16 protein-coding genes and 1 pseudogene are annotated in these 24,137 nt (G+C 58.9%); 9 read left to right on the forward strand and 8 right to left on the reverse strand.

What is annotated here, in order from left to right; all coding sequences use genetic code 11:
• Genes gspE through gspC form a run of 3 tightly spaced genes read right to left on the reverse strand, consistent with a single transcriptional unit; the run spans nt 1 to nt 4,313 of the window.
• Nucleotides 1-1,494 (reverse strand): type II secretion system ATPase GspE, encoded by a 1,494-nt coding sequence (gspE, locus tag CDA56_RS06095; RefSeq protein ID WP_025107369.1) that lies wholly within the window; start codon nt 1,492-1,494, stop codon nt 1-3.
• A complete protein-coding gene (gene pulD / locus CDA56_RS06100; protein ID WP_029946937.1) occupies nt 1,491-3,437 on the reverse strand; it encodes a GspD family T2SS secretin variant PulD in 1,947 nt (648 codons plus the stop codon). Before pulD ends, gspE begins: the two co-directional genes overlap by 4 nt.
• Before the next feature lie 36 nt (nt 3,438-3,473).
• Entirely contained in the window at nt 3,474-4,313 is an 840-nt protein-coding gene (gene gspC, locus CDA56_RS06105) for a type II secretion system protein GspC (protein WP_103814176.1), read from the reverse strand.
• A 353-nt stretch (nt 4,314-4,666) separates the two neighbouring features.
• On the opposite strand from gspC, the pseudogene pulA reads away from it, so the two are divergent.
• Both pulA and gspB read left to right on the forward strand, forming a co-directional pair.
• Nucleotides 4,667-7,938: pseudogene (pulA, locus tag CDA56_RS06110) on the forward strand (pullulanase-type alpha-1,6-glucosidase).
• A 71-nt stretch (nt 7,939-8,009) separates the two neighbouring features.
• Complete coding sequence (gspB, locus tag CDA56_RS06115) at nt 8,010-8,534, forward strand: type II secretion system assembly factor GspB (RefSeq protein ID WP_048262345.1); 525 nt, start codon at nt 8,010-8,012, stop codon at nt 8,532-8,534.
• Nucleotides 8,535-8,562: 28 nt separating this feature from the next.
• Here gspB and pulS read toward each other — a convergent pair whose 3' ends face one another.
• The gene (gene pulS, locus CDA56_RS06120) at nt 8,563-8,940 is read right to left on the reverse strand and encodes a GspS family T2SS pilot lipoprotein variant PulS (RefSeq protein WP_025107373.1); all 378 of its coding nucleotides are present in this window, start codon (nt 8,938-8,940) and stop codon (nt 8,563-8,565) included.
• A gap of 572 nt (nt 8,941-9,512) precedes the next feature.
• Between pulS and mrcB the strand changes: the two genes are divergently transcribed.
• The 5 genes from mrcB (at nt 9,513) to fhuB (ending at nt 18,256) form a co-directional block, all read left to right on the forward strand.
• On the forward strand, nt 9,513-12,065 hold the full coding sequence (mrcB, locus tag CDA56_RS06130) for a bifunctional glycosyl transferase/transpeptidase (protein WP_046877774.1): 2,553 nt from the start codon (nt 9,513-9,515) through the stop codon (nt 12,063-12,065).
• Nucleotides 12,066-12,339: 274 nt separating this feature from the next.
• Nucleotides 12,340-14,544 carry a ferrichrome porin FhuA gene (fhuA, locus tag CDA56_RS06135; protein WP_049082182.1) on the forward strand — a complete coding sequence of 735 codons (2,205 nt, stop codon included), beginning with the start codon at nt 12,340-12,342 and terminating at the stop codon, nt 14,542-14,544.
• 45 nt (nt 14,545-14,589) lie between these two features.
• Entirely contained in the window at nt 14,590-15,387 is a 798-nt protein-coding gene (gene fhuC, locus CDA56_RS06140) for a Fe3+-hydroxamate ABC transporter ATP-binding protein FhuC (RefSeq protein WP_004098728.1), read from the forward strand.
• Nucleotides 15,387-16,277, forward strand: coding sequence for a Fe(3+)-hydroxamate ABC transporter substrate-binding protein FhuD (gene fhuD / locus CDA56_RS06145; protein WP_102803160.1), 891 nt, complete (start codon nt 15,387-15,389; stop codon nt 16,275-16,277). The genes fhuC and fhuD overlap by 1 nt, the downstream gene beginning before the upstream one ends.
• On the forward strand, nt 16,274-18,256 hold the full coding sequence (gene fhuB / locus CDA56_RS06150; protein WP_102803161.1) for a Fe(3+)-hydroxamate ABC transporter permease FhuB: 1,983 nt from the start codon (nt 16,274-16,276) through the stop codon (nt 18,254-18,256). Before fhuD ends, fhuB begins: the two co-directional genes overlap by 4 nt.
• Before the next feature lie 118 nt (nt 18,257-18,374).
• Here fhuB and hemL read toward each other — a convergent pair whose 3' ends face one another.
• Complete coding sequence (hemL, locus tag CDA56_RS06155) at nt 18,375-19,655, reverse strand: glutamate-1-semialdehyde 2,1-aminomutase (protein ID WP_046877771.1); 1,281 nt, start codon at nt 19,653-19,655, stop codon at nt 18,375-18,377.
• 180 nt (nt 19,656-19,835) lie between these two features.
• Between hemL and clcA the strand changes: the two genes are divergently transcribed.
• Nucleotides 19,836-21,254 (forward strand): H(+)/Cl(-) exchange transporter ClcA, encoded by a 1,419-nt coding sequence (gene clcA, locus CDA56_RS06160; RefSeq protein WP_102803167.1) that lies wholly within the window; start codon nt 19,836-19,838, stop codon nt 21,252-21,254.
• Between the two features lie 81 nt (nt 21,255-21,335).
• Nucleotides 21,336-21,680, forward strand: coding sequence for an iron-sulfur cluster insertion protein ErpA (gene erpA / locus CDA56_RS06165; protein ID WP_004098733.1), 345 nt, complete (start codon nt 21,336-21,338; stop codon nt 21,678-21,680).
• Between the two features lie 99 nt (nt 21,681-21,779).
• Here erpA and CDA56_RS06170 read toward each other — a convergent pair whose 3' ends face one another.
• The 3 genes from CDA56_RS06170 to mtnN form a co-directional block, all read right to left on the reverse strand.
• Entirely contained in the window at nt 21,780-22,403 is a 624-nt protein-coding gene (locus CDA56_RS06170) for a TRIC cation channel family protein (protein ID WP_009654554.1), read from the reverse strand.
• A 183-nt stretch (nt 22,404-22,586) separates the two neighbouring features.
• Nucleotides 22,587-23,387: a vitamin B12 ABC transporter substrate-binding protein BtuF gene (gene btuF, locus CDA56_RS06180; protein ID WP_025107381.1), complete on the reverse strand. Its 801-nt coding sequence runs from the start codon at nt 23,385-23,387 to the stop codon at nt 22,587-22,589.
• On the reverse strand, nt 23,380-24,078 hold the full coding sequence (gene mtnN / locus CDA56_RS06185; protein ID WP_102803163.1) for a 5'-methylthioadenosine/S-adenosylhomocysteine nucleosidase: 699 nt from the start codon (nt 24,076-24,078) through the stop codon (nt 23,380-23,382). Before mtnN ends, btuF begins: the two co-directional genes overlap by 8 nt.
• Nucleotides 24,079-24,137: the final 59 nt, after the last annotated feature.

Consider the following 24,137-nt stretch of genomic DNA (forward strand, 5'->3'; position numbering starts at 1 on the left):
TCAGGAGGCCTCCGCGATCTGCTGTTCGCTAACCCGCAGCACCTCTTGCCAGCTGGTGATCCCCGCCAGCGCCTTGTCCCGTCCGGCGTGGCGTAGGGTGATATAGTCCGCCCCCAGCTGCTGGATCAGCGTCACCTCGTTTTCGCCGCGGTGGATTGCCATACGCACGCGATCGTCCACCAGCAACAGTTCGTGAATGCCGGTACGTCCGCGATAGCCGGTAAAGCCGCACTCGGCGCAGCCCCGGGGCTGCCAGAGCGCCGTGCCGGGAGCGATCTCCATCTGGCGGGCGGTGTCGGCATTGGCCGGTTCCTGCTGGCGACAGTGCGGGCAGAGCCGGCGCACCAGCCGCTGCGACATCACCGCCAGCAGCGAGGTGGAGAGCAGAAAAGGCTCCACGCCCATATCCTGCAGGCGCGAGATTGCGCCCAGCGCGCTGTTGGTGTGCAGCGTTGAGAGCACCAGATGACCGGTTAGCGAAGCCTGAACGGCGATCTGCGCCGTTTCGCCGTCGCGAATTTCGCCCACCAGCACCACGTCAGGGTCCTGGCGCAAAATGGCGCGCAGCCCGCGGGCAAAGGTCATATCGACTTTCGCGTTAACCTGGGTCTGACCGATGCCCTCCAGCTCATATTCGATAGGATCTTCAATGGTCATGATGTTGCGTTCGCGGGCATCAAGGCGGCTCAGCGCGGCGTAGAGGGTGGTGCTTTTTCCCGAACCGGTCGGCCCGGTCACCAGCACGATGCCGTGCGGGCGGGCGATCAGTCCATCCACCTGCTGAAGCAGCGCGGGCGACATGCCGAGGGTCAGCAGGTCGAGATTGACGCTGTTTTTATCGAGCAGACGCAGCACCACGCGTTCGCCGTAGCTCGACGGCAGGGTGGAGACGCGCACGTCGACGGCGCGTCCGCCAATGCGCAGCGCCATGCGACCGTCCTGAGGAATGCGCTTTTCGGCGATATCAAGGCTCGCCATCACCTTAATGCGCGAGATCAGCAGCGCGGCGAGGCGGCGCTGGGGGCGCAGGATTTCGCGCAGTACGCCGTCGACGCGAAAGCGAATTTGCAGGTGGCGTTCATAGGTTTCGATATGAATATCCGACGCTTTCTCTTTGATAGCCTCGGTGAGCATGGCGTTAATCAGGCGGATAATCGGCGCGTCGTCTTCGCTATCCAGCAGGTCGTCGGTGTCCGGCAGCTCTTCGGCAAGGGTGTACAGATCCAGCTCGTTGCCGATATCCGCCATCATGCGCCGGGCCTCGGCGGAGTCGCGCTGATAGCTCAGCACCAGCAGCTTTTCGAACGCCTCCGCTTCCAGTCGTTCGAGGCTGAACGGCATCCCGGCCACCCTACGGGCTTCCAGCAGCGCCTGCGGCGCGGTGGCGGCGAGGCAGAAAACCTCGCAGCTTTCGCCGTTGCTCAGGAGCATCACGTTGTGCGCGCGGGCGTAGCCGAAGGGGAGCAGCGGGCGTCGTTCAGCGGCGGGGGTCATAGATTGCCTCCCAGATTGAAGGCGTCGATGGCGGCGCTGACCTGGCGGAACGCGGCGGTATCCTGGCGCGGGTAGATCTCCAGCAGATCGTTACTCAGCATCGCGTCGTTGTTCTCTTTGCCGCGCTGCTTGCTCTGGGCGTCGTTAAACGCGGTGTACTGCCCGGATGAAGCCTGACGGTACTCGTCGCGGTCGCGGATCACCGTCGGGCGGATAAACAGCATCAGGTTGCGCTTGGAGACCTTTTTGCTGGTGGAGCGGAACAGCGCGCCAATCACCGGGATATCGCCGAGCAGAGGGACTTTGTCGGCGGTGTCGGAGACGCTTTTATCCAGCAGTCCGCCGACGACCACCGTTTCGCCGCTGCCGACCAGCACGGCGTTATTGACCGTACGGGTATTGAAGGTCGCGCCGAGATCCGAGCTGGTGCTGGAGGCGGCGTCCGCCACGCTGGAGACCTCCTGTTCGATCTCCAGCAGAACCGAATCGCCTTCGTTGATCTGCGGCTTCACTTTTAGCTTGATGCCGACGGTTTTGCGCTCGACGGTATTGAAGATGTTATCGCCGGAGGTAGTTTGCGAGCCGGTCAGCACCGGGACCTCCTGGCCGACGTTAAAGGTGGCTTCCATGTTGTCGAGGGTGACGATACTCGGCGTCGCGAGAATATCGTTCTTGGTGCTGCTGGAGAGGGCGGTTAACAGCATCGCCCAGTTGCCCTGGTAGAAGCCAGCGGCAATGCCGTTGAAGGAGCTTAAGGCGCTCGCCAGCGAGCTGCTGACGGTGCCGTCTTTGTTGTACTGGTTGGCCCCGGCGATGGCCGTGGATATCGGCAGACCGCTGTTGGTGAACTGGGTCATCCCGGCATTTTTATTGGCCCACTGGATGCCGAGGTTGAGACCGTCAGCGTCCTGCACTTCGGCGATAATCGCTTCGACCAGCACCTGCGGGCGGCGGATATCCAGCTGGGCGATCACCCGCTCCAGATCGTTCATTACGTCCGGGGCGGCGGTGACAATCAGGGCGTTGGTCTGACCGTGCGCTTTGATAATGATATTTTTATCCAGCGCCGCCACCGGCTTCGCGGCCTGCTTTTCGCTCTGCATCGTGCTGCTGATGCCGGTCAGCACTTCCACCAGGTCGGAGGCTTTGGCGTATTTCAGGTAGATCACTTTGGTATTGCCCTGGGTCGCCTGCTGGCGGTCGAGCTGCTTAATCATCGCGATGATCCGCTGGCGGGAGTTCGGCTCGCCGCTGACCAGCACCGCGTTGGTGCGTTCATCGGCCACCACGTTGGCGACCATTGAGCCGGGCAGCGCCGATTTGCTGGTGTCTTTGTTGAGTTCGGTCACCAGCTTGACCACATCGGCGGCGGAGGCCCAGGCGAGGGGAACGGTCACCACGCTGCGGTCTCCGGCGTTATCGACGCGTTCGACGATGGTTAGTAGGCGCTTGATGACCGCCGCGCGGCCGGTCATCAGCAGGACGTTGGAGGGTTCATAGTGCACCACGCTGCCCGCGCCGGCGTTATCGTTAAGCTGGCGCAGCAGCGGTGCCAGATCGCGGGCCGCGACGTTGGTCAGGGGCACGACGCGGGTGACGACCTCATCGCCAATGCCCGGCGCGGCATCGCTCGCCACCGGCACCGCGGCGGTTTTCGCATCCTTCGAACGAACGACTTTCAGGACGCCGTTATTCATATTAATCACCGCGAAGCCATAGACATCGAGGACGCTGAGGAAGAATTGATAATATTGCTCTTCGTTGAGCATATCGTAGCTGCGCACGGTAATGGTGCCGCGTACGCTGGGATCGATAATGACCGTTTTATTCAGGTTTTTACTCACCGTATTGATAAATTCCTGAATATCGGTGCCCTTAAAGCTGGCGGAAAACTCTTCCGCCGCGGCCGGTTTGAATAACAGCGCGGCGAATACCAGCAGCATCAGGGAAAATGGGCGAATGACGTTGGCGATGATCAATTATTCATCCCTCAGGGCTAGATAAATATCTTGTTTCTGGCCGTCGCGTTCAACGGTAAGGGTTATTTCAGTTAATTCCGGTAGCTGGGCTAATGCCTGGCGGGACTGTTCTTTATCGCGAAGATCCAGGCCGTTCAGGGCTATCGCCAGATCGTTTTCCTTGAGACCCGCCTGGCGAAATAGCGCCGGGTCTTTGCCCGGATTCAGACGATATCCGCTGAGCTTGTCGTTAACCATGACCGGCGAAATATTGAGGTAATGAAGAATATTTTGCGGCTGCGCGCGGAGCTCCTGCGCCAATTGGCGGGCTGGCGGCGCGGCGCTATTTTTGCCGGCGGCGGGCGGGTCGTTAAACAGCGGGATAGCCTCATTTCTGCCGCGGTAATTAACAATCAGGCGGTCGGGGAAAATAGCGACGATTTTCGCCTCTCCGCCCGGCGTGCTATCGCCAATCCCCAGGCTAACCTGTTGATTCCCTTCCATCATGATGGCAATGGCGCGAGAGGGAACGGTGCTGGCGAGCAGGCCGGTAACGCGCAGTTTGAGCGCCGAAACGGGCGCCTGGTCGAGGTTGCCGCCGTGCGCGGAGGCGGAGGTTTTCTCCGCAAGGCCAAACAGCGTAAAGCGCGGCAGCGCCGTTTCCGGGGAGGGGGTTGCGGGCGCCGTCATATCGGCAGGGCTCAATGCGTTATCCGTAAAGTTTACCGGGAGAATTATTTTCCAGGTTAATTGGGCGAACTGCTGGCAGATAAAAAATAATATGATGGACGTCACAATATGAGGCGCGTAATTAATTATTTTTTTATTTGATATTGTTAGTCTCATCACGGAATTATGCATTTTTATTCCTTTGCTCATTCTATTTCCCTCAGCAAAAGGTACCGCCCTACCGATATTGGTGGGGCTTTTTTTATTGTGAGCGTGCTTATTGCGGGAATCTGCGTAGGTCGCTGCGAATCATAAAGAGTTTGGCTATTGCGGTCGTCATTCCCTTTTTATTTTTTCTCCTCCGGCCGCCTACGCCCCCACGTAATGAGCGAATGGATGATTGAACCGGAGAGAGCAAGAATATCTAATTATCGGCGCTTTAAAGATATGCTCGTTATTTTTTTTATGGTGCTTAAGTGCGCCAGGAATAGTTTCGCGTATATAACACTTCATATAATTTAATCAGCATGTATAGGGACTATCGAATGCTCAGATATACCCGTAATGCCCTGGTTCTGGGATCGCTGGTTTTACTTAGCGGCTGCGATAACGGATCCTCTTCTTCTTCCTCTGGAAATCCCGACACTCCTGGTAATCAGGATGTGGTTGTACGTTTACCTGACGTTGCCGTACCCGGCGAAGCGGCCACGGCGACAGAAAAGCAGGCGGTCATTCACCTGGTGGATATCGCCGGCATCACCAGCAGTAGCGCTGCGGACTACAGCAGTAAAAACCTCTACTTATGGAACAACGAAACCTGCGACGCGCTGAGCGCGCCGGTAGCGGACTGGAATGACGTCAGCACCACGCCGAGCGGCAGCGATAAATATGGCCCGTACTGGGTGATCCCGCTCAACAAAGAGAGCGGCTGTATTAACGTTATCGTTCGCGACGGCACCGATAAGCTGATCGATAGCGACCTGCGGGTGTCGTTTGGCGACTTTACCGATCGTACGGTATCGGTGATCGCCGGCAACAGCGCGGTCTATGACTCCCGCGCCGACGCCTTCCGCGCCGCTTTTGGCGTCGCGCTGGCCGAAGCCCACTGGGTCGATAAAAATACGCTGCTGTGGCCGGGGGGCAGGATAAGCCCCTCGTGCGCCTCTACTACAGCCACAGCAGTAAAGTGGCGGCCGACGGCGAAGGCAAATTTACCGACCGCTATCTGAAACTGACGCCGACTACCGTCAGCCAGCAGGTCAGCATGCGCTTCCCGCACCTTTCCAGCTATGCGGCCTTTAAGCTGCCGGACAACGCCAACGTTGACGAGCTGCTGCAGGGAGAAACGGTCGCCATTGCCGCCGCAGAGGACGGGATCCTGATTTCCGCCACCCAGGTACAGACGGCGGGCGTGCTGGATGATACCTATGCCGAAGCGGCGGAAGCCCTGAGCTACGGCGCGCAGCTGGCCGACGGTGGCGTTACCTTCCGCGTCTGGGCGCCGACCGCTCAGCAGGTGGATGTGGTGGTCTACAGCGCGGACAAAAAAGTGATTGGCAGCCATCCGATGACCCGCGACAGCGCTTCCGGCGCGTGGTCGTGGCAGGGCGGTAGCGATCTGAAAGGCGCGTTCTACCGCTATGCGATGACGGTTTATCACCCGCAATCGCGCAAGGTTGAACAGTACGAAGTCACCGACCCGTATGCGCATAGCCTGTCGACCAACTCGGAGTACAGCCAGGTGGTCGATCTCAACGACAGCGCCCTGAAGCCTGACGGCTGGGATAGCCTGACGATGCCGCATGCCCAGAAGACAAAAGCGGATTTAGCGAAGATGACGATTCATGAATCGCATATTCGCGATCTCTCCGCCTGGGACCAGACCGTTCCTGCCGAACTGCGCGGTAAATATCTTGCGTTAACCGCCGGCGACAGCAATATGGTGCAGCATCTGAAGAAGCTCTCCGCTTCAGGCGTCACGCACGTTGAACTGCTGCCGGTCTTCGATCTGGCGACGGTGAACGAGTTCAGCGACAAAGTCGCCGATATTCAGCAGCCGTTCAGCCGCCTGTGCGAAGTGAACAGCGCGGTGAAAAGCAGCGAGTTCGCCGGATACTGCGACAGCGGCTCCGCCGTGGAAGAGGTGCTGAATCAGCTTAAGCAGAGCGATAGCCAGGATAATCCGCAGGTGCAGGCGCTGAATACGCTGGTGGCGCAGACCGACTCCTACAACTGGGGCTACGATCCGTTCCACTACACGGTTCCGGAAGGCTCCTACGCGACCGATCCGGAAGGCACGACGCGCATCAAAGAGTTCCGCACCATGATTCAGGCGATCAAGCAGGATCTGGGGATGAACGTCATTATGGACGTGGTATACAACCACACCAACGCCGCGGGCCCGACCGACCGCACGTCGGTGCTGGATAAGATAGTACCCTGGTACTATCAGCGTCTGAATGAAATTACCGGCAGCGTTGAATCCGCCACCTGCTGTTCCGACTCTGCGCCGGAGCATCGGATGTTCGCCAAGCTGATCGCCGACTCGCTGGCGGTGTGGACCACGGACTATAAAATCGATGGCTTCCGCTTCGATCTGATGGGCTATCACCCGAAAGCGCAAATTCTGTCGGCGTGGGAGCGCATTAAGGCCCTGAACCCGGATATCTACTTCTTCGGCGAAGGCTGGGACTCTAACCAGAGCGACCGTTTTGAAATCGCCTCGCAGATCAACCTGAAAGGTACCGGCATCGGCACGTTCTCCGATCGCCTGCGCGACTCCGTGCGCGGCGGCGGCCCGTTCGATTCCGGCGATGCTCTGCGTCAGAACCAGGGCGTCGGCAGCGGCGCGGGCGTGTTGCCAAACGAACTCGCCAGCCTGAGCGATGACCAGGTGCGTCATCTGGCCGATCTGACCCGTCTGGGCATGGCCGGTAACCTCGCTGACTTTGTGATGATCGACAAAGACGGCGCGGTGAAGAAAGGCAGCGAAATTGACTATAACGGCGCGCCTGGCGGCTATGCCGCAGACCCGACGGAGGTCGTCAACTATGTTTCGAAGCACGACAACCAGACGCTGTGGGACATGATCAGCTATAAAGCGTCCCAGGAAGCCGACCTGGCGACCCGCGTTCGCATGCAGGCCGTTTCGCTGGCGACGGTGATGCTCGGGCAGGGGATCGCTTTCGACCAGCAGGGTTCTGAACTGCTGCGCTCGAAATCCTTTACCCGCGACTCCTACGACTCCGGCGACTGGTTCAACCGCGTGGATTATTCCCTGCAGGATAACAACTACAACGTTGGGATGCCACGCATCAGCGATGACGGCAGCAACTATGACGTGATTACTCGCGTCAAAGAGATGGTTGCCACTCCGGGCGAAGCGGAGCTGAAGCAGATGACCGCGTTCTACCAGGAGCTGACCGAGCTGCGTAAATCCTCCCCGCTGTTCACCTTAGGCGACGGCAGCGCGGTGATGAAGCGCGTTGATTTCCGTAATACCGGTTCAGACCAGCAGGCCGGTCTGCTGGTTATGACCGTGGATGACGGAGTGAAAGCGGGCGCCAGCCTGGATAGCCGTCTTGACGGCCTGGTGGTGGCGATTAACGCCGCGCCGGAAAGCCGTACGCTAAATGAGTTTGCCGGTGAAACGCTGCAGCTAAGCGCGATCCAGCAGGCGGCGGGTGAAAATTCGCTGGCAAACGGCGTGCAGATTGCCGCTGATGGCACGGTCACGCTGCCGGCATGGTCGGTGGCGGTGCTGGAAATGCCGCAGGGCGATGCCCAGGGCGCCGGGCTGCCGGTCAGCAGCAAGTAAGACCTGAACCTCCCGGCCCGCGGCGTCATAACCACGGGCCGGGATGGCGTGTCTTGATTAAGGAGAAGCCCGTGCTTGTTCGTCAGCAAGAGCCGTACCCGCAGTCCGCGCCCCCGACGGTAGTTGGAAAAATGGTGCAGATCCCCTATGTGACCGTACCGCTGTACGCCGCGCTGCTGATTGCGCTCGGCTGGTTCGGCGGCGAGCAGTGGCGGAATAAGCCCGAGCCGCAGCCGATGAGCCAGCCAGTAGCGCATGCGGCGTTAGTGCCGCTGAATCAACCGGCGGTCAAAACTGCCGTGACGGCGGTTAAAGCCGAGCCAGAAATGAAGGCTGAACCAGAAATAGCGATCGATGAAGATACTCTGCCGCCTCTGCGCTATAGCGCGCACGTCTACGCCTCGCTGGCGGAGAAACGCAGCATTGTATTAAACGGACAGTCCTGGAAGGAGGGCGACTCGCCGCTGCCGAACCTGGTTATTGAGCAGATTCAGCAGGATCTCACCGTATTTAGCTTCAACGGTAAAACGTTTACCCTCGCGGCGCTGGATGACTGGCCGGGCGGGGCGATTGAGGAGAGTCCGCAGGCTGAATAAAATAGTGCGAGCGGAATAAAAATAAGCGCTATTTATTGCCGCGCAGGCTATCAATAAATGGCGCCAGCTGGCGATTAAACTGGCTGCATTTTGTGGCTTCCGGGGTACTGTCCTGCTGGAGCTGTTGATATAGCTGCGTGCTGCGCTGACTTAGCAGATTATCGTCAATATTCGCCCATCCGCGTTTTTTACCCACGTTTATTGCCGCACGATTAATCGCTTCATCGGCGGGCAGATCGCTGCGGTTGCATTTATTCTTCAGATAGCGCGCCCCGGCGGCGACGGAGGCAAGCTGCTCAAGCTGGGCCTGACCGCTCACGGCAGGACTGAGAGTTGTCGAACGATTTTGCTGACAGCCTGAGAGCAGGGCGACCGCCATAAGCGGGAATAGAATAAAGTTGCGCATAATATATTAATCGGAAAAATTAATTGGCTGACAGTTTAACAAATATTTGTCCGTAGTCATCAGAAAATCTGCCAAATTATCAATGTTAAGCGGCTCGCTTTTTTATCATTGTCGTCTTTTAAATTTGTTTTTCTTTCACCTGCATGATTTTTCTTTTATGGCGGAAATACTATTTTCCGGTGTTGCCGTTCCGCTTTCTTTTGGCGGCATGTAGAAGGATACGGACGGACATGTTTATGTTGTTAAAAAACATAATAATTTCCCTTTTGTTACCTGATGAGCATGTAAAATGCTGGTTAAGAATGTCGCGGTTTAGTGCTATCCTGTATCGCCTGGACAACAAGTACCGTGTCCCGAACTATTCTGTCGATGAAGCCGGTAACAATGTGATTTGTATGGTGAATTTTTAAAGTGAAAATCATGCGAGCGACATGATAACGCGTCGCGCAGTTCATAAATGGTCGCCTGAAAGCCAAAACGGTCGGGCGTCAATTTGAGAGATTTCTTCTTTCCCCCAATCGGGGAAACATTGAGAATCAGGCCTTTACGCCTGTAAGTTGCGGAGAAAAAGCATGGCGGGAGATGACCGCGAGCCGATCGGACGTAAGGGGAGACCCTCGCGCCCGGCAAAACAAAAGGTAACTCGCCGTCGGGTCCGGGAAGAGGACTACGACGACGATTATGATGATGACTATGAGGATGAAAAACCGATGCCGCGGAAAGGAAAAGGCAAAGGCGGTAAACCCCCTCGTCGTAAACGCGCCTGGCTATGGCTGCTGATTAAGATTGGGGTCGTCTGTGCGGTGTTGATTGCCGCCTATGGCGTCTACCTCGATCAGAAAATCCGCAGCCGCATCGACGGTAAAGTCTGGGATCTGCCCGCGGCGGTTTATGGCCGGATGGTCAACCTTGAGCCGGATATGCAGATCAGCAAAAACGAAATGGTGCGCCTGCTCAACGCCACGCAGTATCGCCAGGTGAGCGCGATGACGCGCCCGGGCGAATACACGGTACAGGCCAACAGTATCGAGATGATCCGCCGTCCGTTCGATTTCCCGGACAGTAAAGAAGGGCAGGTGCGCGCACGTCTGACCTTTAATGGCGATCGTCTGGACACTATCGAGAATATGGATAACAACCGCCAGTTCGGTTTCTTCCGTCTCGATCCGCGCCTGATCACCATGCTGCAATCGGCCAACGGCGAACAGCGTCTGTTTGTTAAGCGCAACGGCTTCCCGGATCTGCTGGTCGATACCCTGCTGGCGACGGAAGATCGTCATTTCTACGAACACGACGGCATCAGCCTCTACTCGATTGGCCGCGCGGTGCTGGCGAACCTGACCGCCGGGCGTACGGTGCAGGGCGCGAGTACGCTGACCCAGCAGCTGGTGAAAAACCTGTTCCTCTCCAGCGAACGTTCGTACTGGCGCAAGATTAATGAAGCTTATATGGCGCTAATCGTCGATGCCCGCTACAGCAAGGATCGTATCCTTGAGCTGTACATGAACGAGGTGTACCTCGGTCAGAGCGGCGATAACGAGATCCGCGGCTTCCCGCTGGCGAGCCTCTATTACTTTGGTCGTCCGGTGGAAGAGCTGAGCCTCGATCAGCAGGCGCTGCTGGTGGGGATGGTAAAAGGCGCGTCGGTCTACAACCCGTGGCGTAACCCGAAGCTGGCGCTGGAGCGACGCAACCTCGTGCTGCGTCTGCTGCAGCAGCAGCAGGTTATCGATCAGGAACTGTATGACATGCTGAGTGCGCGTCCGCTGGGCGTACAGCCGCGCGGCGGGGTGATCTCTCCGCAGCCGGCGTTTATGCAGATGGTACGCCAGGAGCTGCAGGCGAAGCTGGGCGACAAAGTGAAAGATCTCTCCGGCGTGAAGATCTTTACCACCTTCGACTCGGTCGCGCAGGACGCGGCGGAAAAAGCGGCGACGGAAGGTATTCCGGCGCTGAAGAAACAGCGTAAGCTGCCGGATCTGGAAACCGCGATGGTGGTGGTCGACCGCTTCACCGGCGAGGTGCGGGCGATGGTCGGCGGCGCGGAGCCGCAGTTTGCCGGCTATAACCGCGCGATGCAGGCGCGCCGTTCAATTGGTTCACTGGCAAAACCGGCGACCTATCTGACCGCGCTAAGCCAGCCGAACCAGTATCGTCTCAATACCTGGATTGCCGATGCGCCTATCTCGATTCGCCTGTCTAACGGCCAGACGTGGTCGCCGCAGAACGACGATCGTCGCTACAGCGATAGCGGTAAAGTGATGCTGGTTGACGCGCTGACGCGTTCAATGAACGTGCCGACGGTGAACCTTGGGATGGCGCTGGGTCTGCCGGCGGTGGTCGATACCTGGACTAAGCTGGGCGCGCCGAAGAATCAGCTGAACGCCGTGCCGTCTATGCTGCTGGGGGCGCTGAACCTGACGCCGATTGAAGTGGCGCAGGCGTTCCAGACCATTGCCAGCGGGGGTAACCGCGCACCGCTGTCCGCGCTGCGTTCCGTTATCGCTGAAGATGGTACCGTGCTCTATCAGAGCTATCCGCAGGCGGAACGCGCGGTGCCGGCGCAGGCGGCGTATATGACGCTATGGACCATGCAGCAGGTGGTGCAGCGCGGTACCGGTCGCCAGCTGGGCGCGAAGTATCCGGGCCTGCATCTGGCGGGTAAAACCGGGACCACCAACAACAACGTTGATACCTGGTTTGCCGGTATTGACGGCGGTCAGGTGACCATTACCTGGGTGGGTCGCGATAATAACCAGCCGACCAAGCTGTACGGCGCCAGCGGCGCGATGTCAATTTATCAGCGCTACCTGGCTAACCAGACGCCGACGCCGCTGGTGCTGACTCCGCCTGAAGACGTGGTGGATATGGGCGTCGATGGCAGCGGTAACTTTGTCTGCAGCGGCGGCATGCGCTCGCTGCCGGTATGGACGACCACGCCGGACGCGCTGTGCCGCCAGGGCGAACAGATCCAACAGCAGCAGCTTGAGCAGCAGCAGGCGAATAACCCGTTCAATCAGTCCGGGCAGCAGCCGCAGCAGCAAAATCAGCAGCAGCAACCGCCGAAGCAGGAGAAGAGCGATGGCGTAGCGGGCTGGATTAAGGATATGTTCGGCAGCAATTAACCCGCCGCTGCATCCTGTAAACCGGCGCTGTGTCGGTTGAATGGAGGCGGAAATATAGGCCCTCTACTACCCCGGTAGTAGAGGGCCTTTTTATCTCTGTCATTTAATTAACAGCCGTTTAACCCCACACTTACCGTCTGGTTATTTATTCATCCTTTGATCGCTCACAGGGGGCATATTTCTTGCCTTGCCGCGCGCGTTTCGCCTATTATGTCACCCGTTATAATAATAATTCTCGTTTACGTTATCATTCACTTCTATTAGAGATATACCCATGGCGCGTCTTAAAACTGCTCAGCCAAATCACTCGCTGCGTAAAATCGCAGTTGTAGTAGCCACGGCGGTTAGCGGCATGTCTGTTTATGCACAGGCGGCAGTTGAACCGAAAGAAGAAACCATTACCGTCACCGCCGCTCCGGCCCCGCAGGAGAGCGCCTGGGGACCGGCAGCGACCATCGCGGCGAAACATTCGGCTACCGCAACAAAAACCGATACCCCCATCGAAAAAACGCCGCAGTCTATTTCCGTGGTGACCCGTCAGGAAATGGAGATGAAGCAGCCGACGACGGTGAAAGAAGCGCTGGCCTATACGCCGGGCGTATTCTCGACTCGCGGCAGCTCAACCACCTATGATGTGGTGACGATTCGTGGTTTCACCACGTCGACAACGGTGAATACCAACCAGTATCTGGATGGGATGAAGCTGCAGGGTAATAACTATTCCGAAGTATCGATGGACCCTTATTTCCTCGAACGTGTTGAGGTGATGCGCGGGCCAACGTCGGTGCTGTACGGCAACAGCAACCCTGGCGGTATCGTCAGCATGGTCAGCAAGCGTCCGACCACTGAGCCGCTGAAAGAAATCCAGTTTAAAATGGGCACCGATAATCTGTGGCAGACGGGATTTGATTTCAGCGACGCCATTGATGATGACGGCGTGTGGTCTTATCGTCTGACCGGTTTGGGCCGCAGCCAGGACGCCCAGCAGCAAATGGCGAAGTCTACCCGTTACGCGGTCGCCCCCTCCTTTAGCTGGCGTCCGGATGACAAAACGGACTTCACTTTCCTGAGTAATTTCCAGAGCGATCCGTATGCCGGATATTACGGCTGGCTGCCGCGTGAAGGGACGGTGGTGCCGTATTACGACGCCAACGGTAAGGCGCATAAGCTGCCGACGGACTTTAACGAAGGCGAGGCGGATAATAAGATGTCCCGCCGTCAGCAGATGGTGGGCTACAGCTTCTCGCATCAGTTTGATGATACTTTCACCGTACGTCAGAACCTGCGTTATGCCAACGTCCATACCCTCTATCGTTCGGTCTACGGCAACGGATATACGCCGACAGGCAAAATCAACCGTGCGTATGTTCGCTCTGATGAGAACCTTAATACGTTTACCGTTGATACTCAGCTGCAGTCTGATTTCGCTACCGGCGCGGTAGGGCACACTCTGTTAACCGGCGTGGATTATTCGCGCATGCGCAATGATGTGAACGCCGATTACGGGACGGCTTCCGCGCTTGACATGCAGAATCCGCAGTACGGCAATGCAAACGTTAGCGTTAACTTCCCCTATTCAGTGCTGAACCGTATGGAGCAGACCGGTCTCTATGCCCAGGATCAGATGGCGTGGGATAAGTGGGTGATGACGCTGGGGGGCCGCTACGACTATGCAATGGCTTCAACCCTGACGCGCCCTGCGAATACCCTCGCCAAAAATCACGATCAGCAGTTCACCTGGCGCGGCGGTATTAACTATCTGTTTGATAATGGTATCTCGCCATACTTCAGCTACAGCCAGTCTTTTGAGCCGGTTTCCGGATCGTCGCGGGATGGTAAACCCTTCGATGCTTCCCACGGCGAACAGTATGAAGCCGGGGTGAAGTACGTACCGAAGGATATGCCGGTCGTGCTGACCGCCGCGGTATATCAGCTGACCAAAGATAAAAACCTGACGGCGGATCCGAACAACGCCTCGTTCAGCATCCAGACGGGCGAAATCCGCTCTCGCGGGATTGAGCTGGAGGCGAAGGCGGCGGTTAACGCCAACGTCAACGTGACGGCTTCCTATACCTATACCGACGCCCAATACCAGCATGACACCACCTTTAACGGCAAGCGTCCGGCGGAAGTGCCGCGCAACATGGCGTCGCTGTGGGCCGACTACACCTTCCACGAAACCGCGCTGAGCGGCCTGACGGTGGGTGCCGGGGCGCGCTATGTCGGTTCAACGGTAAGCTATTACAAAAACGATACTTCGACGGGGAAAAAAGATGACGCCTTCAACGTCGCGGGCTACGCGTTAATGGATGCCACCGTGAAATATGATTTAGCGCGCTTTGGTCTGCCGGGTTCGTCGATCGGGGTCAACGTCAACAACCTGTTCGATCGCGAATACGTTTCCAGCTGCTATAGCGAGTACGCATGCTACTGGGGCGCTGAGCGCCAGGTTGTGGCGACCGCGACTTTCCGTTTCTAACCACTTAACGGGCGCGGTTCGCCGCGCCTCTGACCAGGTTCCGTTATGCAGGAAATCACTCCGCACTCCGATACGACGTTTTCACTGGACCGCGTGACCTTCCGCGTGCCCGGCAGAACGCTGCTGCATCCTCTGTCGTTAACCTTCCCGGCGGGAAAAGTCACGGGCCTGATTGGCCATAACGGCTCCGGCAAATCGACGCTGCTGAAAATGCTTGGCCGCCATCAGGCGCCCTCGGACGGGGAGGTTTTGCTCGACGGTCAGCCGCTCGACAGCTGGGGCAGTAAAGCCTTTGCCCGCAAAGTGGCTTATCTGCCGCAGCAGCTGCCACCGGCGGAAGGCATGACGGTGCGTGAGCTGGTGGCGATCGGCCGCTACCCGTGGCACGGAGCGCTGGGGCGTTTTGGCGCGGCGGATCGGGAGAAAGTGGAAGAGGCGATTGCGCTGGTAGGCCTAAAACCGCTGGCCCACCGGCTGGTGGACAGCCTCTCCGGCGGTGAACGCCAGCGCGCGTGGATTGCCATGCTGGTGGCTCAGGATAGCCGCTGCCTGCTGCTCGATGAACCGACCTCGGCGCTGGATATCGCCCACCAGGTGGATGTGCTGGCGCTGGTCCATCGCCTCAGCCAGCAGCGCGGGCTGACGGTGATCGCCGTACTGCATGATATCAATATGGCGGCGCGCTACTGCGACTATCTGGTTGCGCTGCGCGGCGGTGAGATGATCGCTCAGGGAACGCCCGCGGAGCTGATGCGCAGCGAAACCCTGGAACAAATTTACGGCATCCCGATGGGGATCCTGCCGCATCCGGCTGGCGCAGCGCCGGTAAGTTTTGTCTATTGATGGAAAACCTCACATTCATCTCGCGGCGGCGCCTGCTGACCGCAATGGCGCTGTCTCCGCTGCTGTGGCAGATGCGCGGCGCGCGGGCGGCGGAAGTGGATCCGCAGCGTATTGTCGCGCTCGAATGGCTGCCGGTAGAGCTGCTGCTGGCGCTGGGCGTCACGCCCTACGGCGTTGCAGATATCCCTAACTACCGGCTGTGGGTCAATGAACCGGCGCTACCTGATTCGGTGATTGACGTCGGGCTGCGTACCGAGCCCAATCTGGAGCTGCTGACGCAGATGAAGCCGTCGTTTCTGGTCTGGTCGGCGGGATACGGCCCGTCGGCGGAAAAGCTGGCGCGTATTGCGCCCGGACGAGGATTCACCTTCAGCGACGGCAAGCGCCCGCTGATGATGGCTCAGCAGTCGCTTGGCGAAATGGCTGATCTGATCGGCAGGCAGCGGGAAGCGAAGCGCCATCTGGCGGAATTTGACGCGCTGATGGAGAGCCTGCGACCGCGCTTTGCCCGCCGCGGCGATCGTCCGCTGCTGATGATTACTCTGCTTGATAGCCGTCACGTGCTGGTTTTTGCGCAAAACTGCCTGTTCCAGGAGGTGCTCGACCGCTTTGCCATCAAAAATGCCTGGCAGGGCGAAACCACCTTCTGGGGTAGCGTCACCGTCGGTATTGACCGGCTGGCGGCCTACAGAGACGCCGACGTTATCTGCTTCGACCACGGCAATGCGCGGGAGATGGCGCAGCTTATGGCGACGCCGCTGTGGCGAGCGATGCCGTTTGTTCGCGCAGGGCGTTTTCAGCGCGTCCCGGCGGTGTGGTTCTATGGCGCGACGCTATCGGCGATGCATTTTGCCCGCGTGCTGGCCGACGCTCAGGGAGGCCCGGCATGAGATCGCGAATTTCGCCTTTGGCGACATCACTGCTGTTGACGCTCCTTCTCGTCGCTGCTGCGCTGACGCTGTTCAACCTCAACGTGGCGCTGCCGCGAAGCGAATGGGGGCAGGCGCTTTGGCAGCCGAATATCGATAATATCGCTCAGATGCTGTTCCACTACAGCCTGCTGCCGCGGCTGGCGATATCGCTGCTGGTCGGCGCCGGGCTGGGGCTGGTGGGCGTGCTGTTCCAGCAGGTGCTACGTAACCCGCTGGCGGAGCCGACGACGCTCGGCGTGGCGACCGGGGCGCAGCTGGGCATGACGGTCACCACGCTGTGGGCGATCCCTGGCGTGATGGCGTCGCAGTTCGCCGCGCTGGCCGGGGCGTGCATTGTCGGCGTGCTGGTGTTTGGCGTGTCGTGGGGCAAACGCCTCTCGCCGGTGACGTTGATTCTGGCAGGATTGGTGGTGAGTCTCTACTGCGGCGCGCTTAATCAACTGATGGCGATCTTCCATCATGACCAGCTGCAAAGTATGTTCCTGTGGAGTACCGGCACCCTGACGCAGACCGACTGGAGCGTGGTGCAGCGGCTGTGGCCGCAGCTGCTGGGCGGAGCGATTTTAACGCTACTGCTGCTGCGTCCGCTGACCCTGATGGGGCTGGACGACGGCGTGGCGCGCAACCTCGGACTGGCGCTCTCGCTGGCGCGGCTGGGGGCGTTGACCCTGGCGATTATCATTAGCGCCCTGTTGGTGAATGCGGTGGGGATTATTGGCTTTATCGGCCTGTTCGCGCCGCTGCTGGCGAAGATGCTGGGCGCGCGTCGCCTGCTCTCGCGCCTGCTGCTGGCGGCCCTGATTGGCGCGCTGCTGCTGTGGCTCTCCGATCAGGTTATCCTCTGGCTAGCCCGGGTGTGGATGGAGATCTCCACCGGTTCGGTGACCGCGCTGATTGGCGCGCCGCTGCTGCTATGGCTGCTGCCGCGCCTGCGCAGCATTAGCGCGCCGGTGATGAACGGTGGCGATAGCGTGCTGGCTGAACGGCAACATGTGCTGTGGTTCGCGCTGGGCGGGCTGGCGATTCTGCTGCTGGCCATCGTCGCGGCGCTGGCTTTCGGCCGCGACGCGCAGGGCTGGCACTGGGCCAGCGGTACGCTACTGGATGAGCTAATGCCCTGGCGCTGGCCGCGCATTCTGGCGGCGCTGTTCGCTGGCGTGATGCTGGCGGTGGCGGGCTGCATTATCCAGCGCTTAACCGGTAATCCGATGGCCAGTCCGGAAGTGCTTGGGATCAGCTCGGGCGCGGCGTTTGGCGTGGTGATGATGCTGTTCTTCGTGCCGGGAAATGCCTTTGGCTGGCTGCTGCCCGCCGGTAGCCTCGGCGCGGCGGCGACGCTGCTGGTCATTCTGATTGCCGCCGGACGCGGCGGGTTCTCGCCGCATCGCATGCTGCTGGCGGGGATGGCGCTGAGCACGGCGTTTACCATGCTGCTGATGATGCTGCAGGCCAGCGGCGATCCGCGAATGGCGCAGATCCTGACGTGGATTTCCGGCTCAACCTACAGCGCCACGCCGGAGCTCGTGATGCGCAGCGGCGCGGTGATGCTTATTCTGCTGGCGCTGACGCCGCTTTGCCGACGCTGGTTGACGATTCTGCCGCTGGGCGGCGAGGCGGCGAGGGCGGTCGGGATGGCGCTGACGCCGTCACGTATCGGGCTGCTGCTGCTGGCGGCATGTCTGACCGCGGCCGCAACCCTAACGATTGGCCCGCTCAGCTTCGTGGGGTTAATGGCGCCGCATATTGCGCGTATGATGGGATTCCGGCGTACGATGCCGCATATGGCGATCTCCGGCCTGATTGGCGGAGTGCTGCTGGTGTTTGCCGACTGGTGCGGCCGGATGCTGATGTTCCCGTACCAAATCCCGGCAGGATTGCTGTCGACGTTTATCGGCGCGCCGTACTTTATCTATCTGTTGAGAAAGCAGAGCCGGTAGCGTTTCACCATCGCGATGCCCGGCGGGCGTCGCGATGTTATAAACCGCTTATTGATTTTCAAAGAGTACAGCGCGTCGGAGAGGTATTGCCGGGGCTGCTCAGCCCCGGCAATCAGAGTTACAGCTTCGCGAAGGCGTTGCGCGCGGCGGCGACGGTGTTGTCGATATCTTCTTCGCTATGGGCGATGGACATAAAGCCCGCTTCAAACGCCGACGGCGCCAGGTAGACGCCCTCTTCCAGCATCAGGTGGAAGAAGCGTTTAAACCGCTCGACATCGCATTTGACCACGTCCTGGTAGCAGGTCACGGTTGGCGCATCGGTAAAGAAAATGCCGAACATGCCGCCGACGTTATTCACCACCAGCGGAATACCGGCATCGCGCGCGGCGTCCAGCAGGCCCTGGGCCAGCTGGTTAGTGAGCTCGGTTAGCGTCTCGTGCACGCCGGGCTGCGCCACTTCGCTCAGGCAAGCGAAACCTGCCGCCATCGCGATGGGGTTGCCGGAGAGGGTGCCTGCCTGGTAAACCGGGCCGGTCGGCGCCAGGGCATCCATCACCTCACGACGACCGCCGAATGCGCCAACCGGCATACCGCCGCCGATGATTTTGCCAAGGCAGGTCAGATCCGGCACAACGCCGTAGTAATCCTGCGCGCCGGCCAGCGCCACGCGGAAGCCGGTCATGACTTCATCAATAATCAGCAGCGCGCCGAACTCGTCGCACAGCGCGCGCAGGCCCGGCAGAAATTCCGGCTGCGGCGGGATGCAGTTCATATTACCGGCTACCGGCTCAACGATGATGCAGGCGATATCCTGCGGATACTGTTCGAACGCGGCGCGAACCGAGGACAGATCGTTATAGGTGCAGGTCAGGGTGTGTTTGGCGAAGTCCGCCGGCACGCCCGGCGAGTTCGGCTGGCCGAGCGTCAGCGCGCCTGAGCCGGCTTTTACCAGCAGGCAGTCGGCGTGGCCGTGGTAGCAGCCTTCGAACTTGATAATTTTGTCACGGCCGGTGAAGCCGCGGGCCAGGCGAATGGCGCTCATGGTGGCTTCGGTACCGGAGTTCACCATGCGGACCATATCCATGGTCGGGACCAGCTCGGTGACCAGCGCCGCCATTTTAACTTCCATCTCCGTCGGCGCGCCAAAGCTCAGGCCGCGTTCGGCGGCTTCAATGACCGCGTTGCGGATGGCCGGATGGTTATGACCCAGCACCATTGGGCCCCAGGAGCCGACATAATCGATATACGCTTTACCATCAACGTCGTAAAGGTAAGCGCCGTCGGCGCGCTCGATAAACAGCGGCGTACCGCCGACGCCGGTGAACGCACGTACCGGAGAGTTCACACCGCCGGGAATAAGTTCACGCGCAGCGTTATACAGATTTTCAGATTTGCTCATTGCCAGGGTCCTGGTTCGTGAAAAATGTTTTGTCGACTATTCTAAGTTATTCCAGGAAGGTTATGAAAGTTTTGCCCAATTGAAACAATGGGGTCACGGCGCATTTTTTTGACGACGGAGCCTGTCCGGTTGGCTAGAATGACCTTCTTTCTATTTGTATTACTTATTATTGATAATGGCATGAAAGCAGAAAACCCCTCTTCTTCAGCACATCAGTTCGTACGCGTTCGCCGCAGCGATGCCGTGCGTCGGTTGATTCAGCGTGATAAAACGCCGCTGGCGGTGTTATTAATGGCGGCCGTTGTCGGCACGCTGGCGGGGCTGATCGGCGTCGCGTTTGAAAAAAGCGTCAACTGGGTGCAGAACCTGCGCTTAGGCGCGCTGGTAGAGGTGGCGGACCACTGGTTTCTGGTCTGGCCGCTGGCCTTTATCCTCTCCGCTTTGCTGGCGATGGTGGGCTATTTTCTCGTCCGTCGTTTTGCGCCGGAAGCGGGCGGCTCCGGGATCCCGGAAATTGAAGGCGCGCTGGAGGAGCTGCGTCCCGTTCGCTGGTGGCGCGTACTGCCGGTGAAGTTTATCGGCGGCATGGGGACGCTGGGTGCGGGCATGGTGCTGGGGCGCGAAGGGCCGATGGTGCAGCTTGGGGGCAATCTTGGGCGCATGGTGGTGGACGTTTTTCGCATGCGCAGTCCGGAAGCGCGCCATACGCTGCTGGCAACCGGCGCCGCGGCGGGGCTCTCCGCCGCCTTTAACGCGCCGCTGGCCGGGATTCTGTTTATTATTGAAGAGATGCGCCCGCAGTTTCGCTACAACCTGATCTCCATTAAAGCCGTGTTTACCGGCGTCATTATGGCCACCATCGTTTTCCGTATCTTCAACGGCGATAAAGCGGTTATCGAGGTCGGTAAGCTCAGCAATGCGCCGGTCAACACCCTGTGGCTGTATTTGATCCTCGGGATGATTTTTGGCTGTGTTGGCCCGCTGTTTAATACGCTGGTGCTGCGCACCCAGGATATGTTCCAGCGGCTCCACGGCGGCAACATTAAAAAATGGGTGCTGATTGGCGGCCTGATCGGCGGAAGCTGCGGCGTGCTGGGCCTGATTCAGCCGGCGGCGTCCGGCGGCGGGTTTAACCTGATTCCCATCGCCGCGGCGGGCAATTTTTCCGTCGGCCTGCTGCTGTTTATTTTTATCGCGCGGGTGATTACCACGCTGCTTTGCTTCTCTTCCGGCGCGCCCGGCGGTATCTTTGCGCCGATGCTGGCGCTGGGGACGCTGCTGGGCACGGCGTTTGGCATGGCGGCGACGCCTCTATTTCCGGCCTATCATCTGGATGCCGGCACCTTTGCCATCGCCGGGATGGGGGCGCTGCTCGCCGCCTCGGTTCGCGCGCCGTTGACCGGCATCGTGCTGGTGCTGGAGATGACCGATAACTATCAGCTCATTTTGCCAATGATTATTACCTGTCTCGGCGCAACACTATTGGCACAATTCCTCGGCGGTAAGCCTTTATACTCGACTATTCTGCAGCGCACCCTGGCAAAACAAAAGGCGGAACAGGAAGCAAAGGCGCAGCCGGTCGGCGGGGAGAATACTTGAACGATTTACTCGGGTATTGGATAATGGCTCAAAAGGTCGGGTTATTCTTTAACCGGTCAGAAGTATCAATGGGAGCATAAAATGAGTGATGACGTAGCGTTGCCGCTGGAGTTTACCGAAGCCGCGGCGATTAAAGTAAAAGACCTGATTGCGGATGAAGACAATCCGAACCTGAAACTGCGCGTGTACATCACCGGTGGTGGCTGCAGCGGTTTCCAGTACGGCTTTACCTTCGACGATCAGGTTAACGAAGGCGATATGACTATCGAGAAGCAGGGCGTCGGCCTGGTGGTTGACCCAATGAGCCTGCAGTATCTGGTCGGCGGCGCCGTCGATTATACCGAAGGTCTGGAAGGCTCGCGTTTTATCGTGACCAACCCGAATGCGAAAAGCACCTGCGGCTGCGGCTCCTCGTTCAGCGTCTAAAGATAGTGCGCCCGGGAGCCTCTTCTTCCCAGCCCTCTCATACAGCGAGAGGGAGCAAACGCTAAAAACGGTAACGTTAAGGTTACCGTTTTGCTTTTATTACCGTCCATTCTCATCAAGCGCGAACGTTGGCAGCTTCAGGTGCCAGCGGATGGCCGCCAGCCTGATGACCAGCGTGACCACCATACCTATCATCGCCGCGTTTTCTAACGGAACCTGAAAGGTGTAGTACGCCGTCGCATGCACGATGCCACCAACGATGCAGGCCGTCGCGTAGATTTCCGTACGCAGAATCATCGGGATTTCACGCGCCAGCACGTCGCGGATGATTCCCCCGCCGACGCCGGTGACGACGCCCATGCAGACGGCCACCAGCGGTCCGCTATGGGCAAGAAAGGCTTTGTTGACGCCAATACCGACAAATACCGCCAGACCGACGGCGTCCAGCACCGGCAGCACCCATTTCGGTAACCGGCGCGGCTGGCGTACCAGCAGGATAGTGAACATACTGGTGACCATCGCCACCACCAGATCGGTAGGGTCTTTAACCCAAAATACCGGGCCGTTAGCAAGGGCCATATCGCGAATGGTGCCACCGCCCACCGCGGTCACCACGCCTAATACCAGCACGCCGAAAGGGTCCATGCGCAGCTTTCCAGCCAGCAGGACGCCGGAGATGGCAAACACGGCGGTGCCAATGATATCCAGCCAATAGACAAGCATCGTCAGTTCCCACTTAGAGTCTATCCCATTAGGCGATTTTATTTGCCAGTTTGGCCCCGGGCAGTGCTCACAGTCCTCACGCACCACATGTACGCTCCGGGTGTTCAGCGCTGCCCGTGTCCAAACTGGCTGCAACAATTGCGCCTGGTGGGATAGCCTTTTAGCACCTGGGTTAGCAGGTGATTATTTTATCTGCTCGAGCGCAGTACAGAGTTGTTTTGCGGCGAGAATAATACGTGGGCTCGCGCGTTCAAACCAGTCGCCATGTAGCGCAATAAAAGAAATTTTTAGCTGATTCTGCCAATAGCGCTCAACGGCGGGAAGTTGACTGGCGTCGCCGGCGATGACAATGGCCTGCGGCTGCCTTGCCAGCACCTGTTCACGGCTCACCTGCGGCCAGGGAACCCGGCTGGCGGCAAAAATGTTTTCTCCCCCACACAGCGTCAGAACCTGATCCTGAATCGAGCCTTTGCTGGTGGTAAAGAGAGGGTTGGCGCCGAACTGTAAAAAAACGCGTTTTTTCGGCCCGCTCGCGTAGCGGGTTTTTAAGGCCTGGTACGCGTCCTGCATTTTCTGCGCCGCCTGCCGCGCCTTTTCCGGCTGCGGGCTCCACTGCGCCAGCTGACGAAGCGTTGCGATAATCTCTTCGATGGTCGATGTTTCGACCCAGATGACTTTTATCCCGAGCGAGCTTAGCTGATTCACCTGGCGTTCAGCGTTACCGCCGCGCCACGCCAGCACCAGGTCGGGCTTAAGGGCGACGATGCGTTCCAGATTCATCCCCTGCCAGCTGGAGACCTGCTCTATCTTTGCGGCTTCCGGGGGATAATCGGAATAGCTGCTGACGCCAACCGGCGTAATACCGGCGGCAAACGCCAGTTCAGTATTGGCGGGAGATAGCGTAATCACCCGCGGCGCGGCGAAAAGCCACGCCGGGGCAAGCAGCATCAGGACGGCAAGCGCCGCGTTGAGCGACTTAGCCACGAGCCAGGTGCTGCACCAGGTTTTCCACCATCAGGGTGGATTGCTTCGCGGCAACGGCGAGAAACTCGTCGAAGCTCAGATGCGACTGCTGATCGGCAACATCGGAGATCGCGCGAACGACAACAAACGGTACGCCATAGTTGTGGCAGACGTGCGCGATGGAGGTGGCTTCCATTTCTACCGCGACGGCCTGCGGGAAGTTGTGGCGGATTTTGGCGAGACCAATGGAACCGTTGATGAATGCATCGCCGCTGACAATGAGTCCGCGAACCGCATTAAGATTCAGCGCGCTGATGCAGGTCTCTGCGGCGGCAATCAGCTTATCATCGGCTTTGAAACCGGCAGGGCAGCCCGGCAGCTGGCCATACTCATAGCCAAACGCGGTGACGTCCGCGTCGTGATAGCGCGTTTCGTCGGAGACGACAATATCGCCAACCTTCAGGGTCGACGCGAGGCCGCCCGCAGAACCGGTGTTAATAATCACATCCGGCTTGCAGTGCTCCATCAGAAGGGTGGCGCCCATGGCGGCGGCGACTTTGCCAATGCCCGATTTCAACAAAGCGACATCAACGCCCTGCAGCTGACCGGTGTAGATTTCGCTGCCGCCGATAGTGATGGTCTGGCGGTTGTCGATTTTGTCGCGCAGAAGGGTAACTTCTTCTTCCATTGCGCCAATAATACCGATTTTCATAGATTTACTCGCGATGTGTGGGTTTTAGCGGCATAGTCTATCATGCGCTTAGAAGGAAA

This window comes from Klebsiella michiganensis, from assembly GCF_002925905.1.
GTDB lineage: Bacteria > Pseudomonadota > Gammaproteobacteria > Enterobacterales > Enterobacteriaceae > Klebsiella > Klebsiella michiganensis.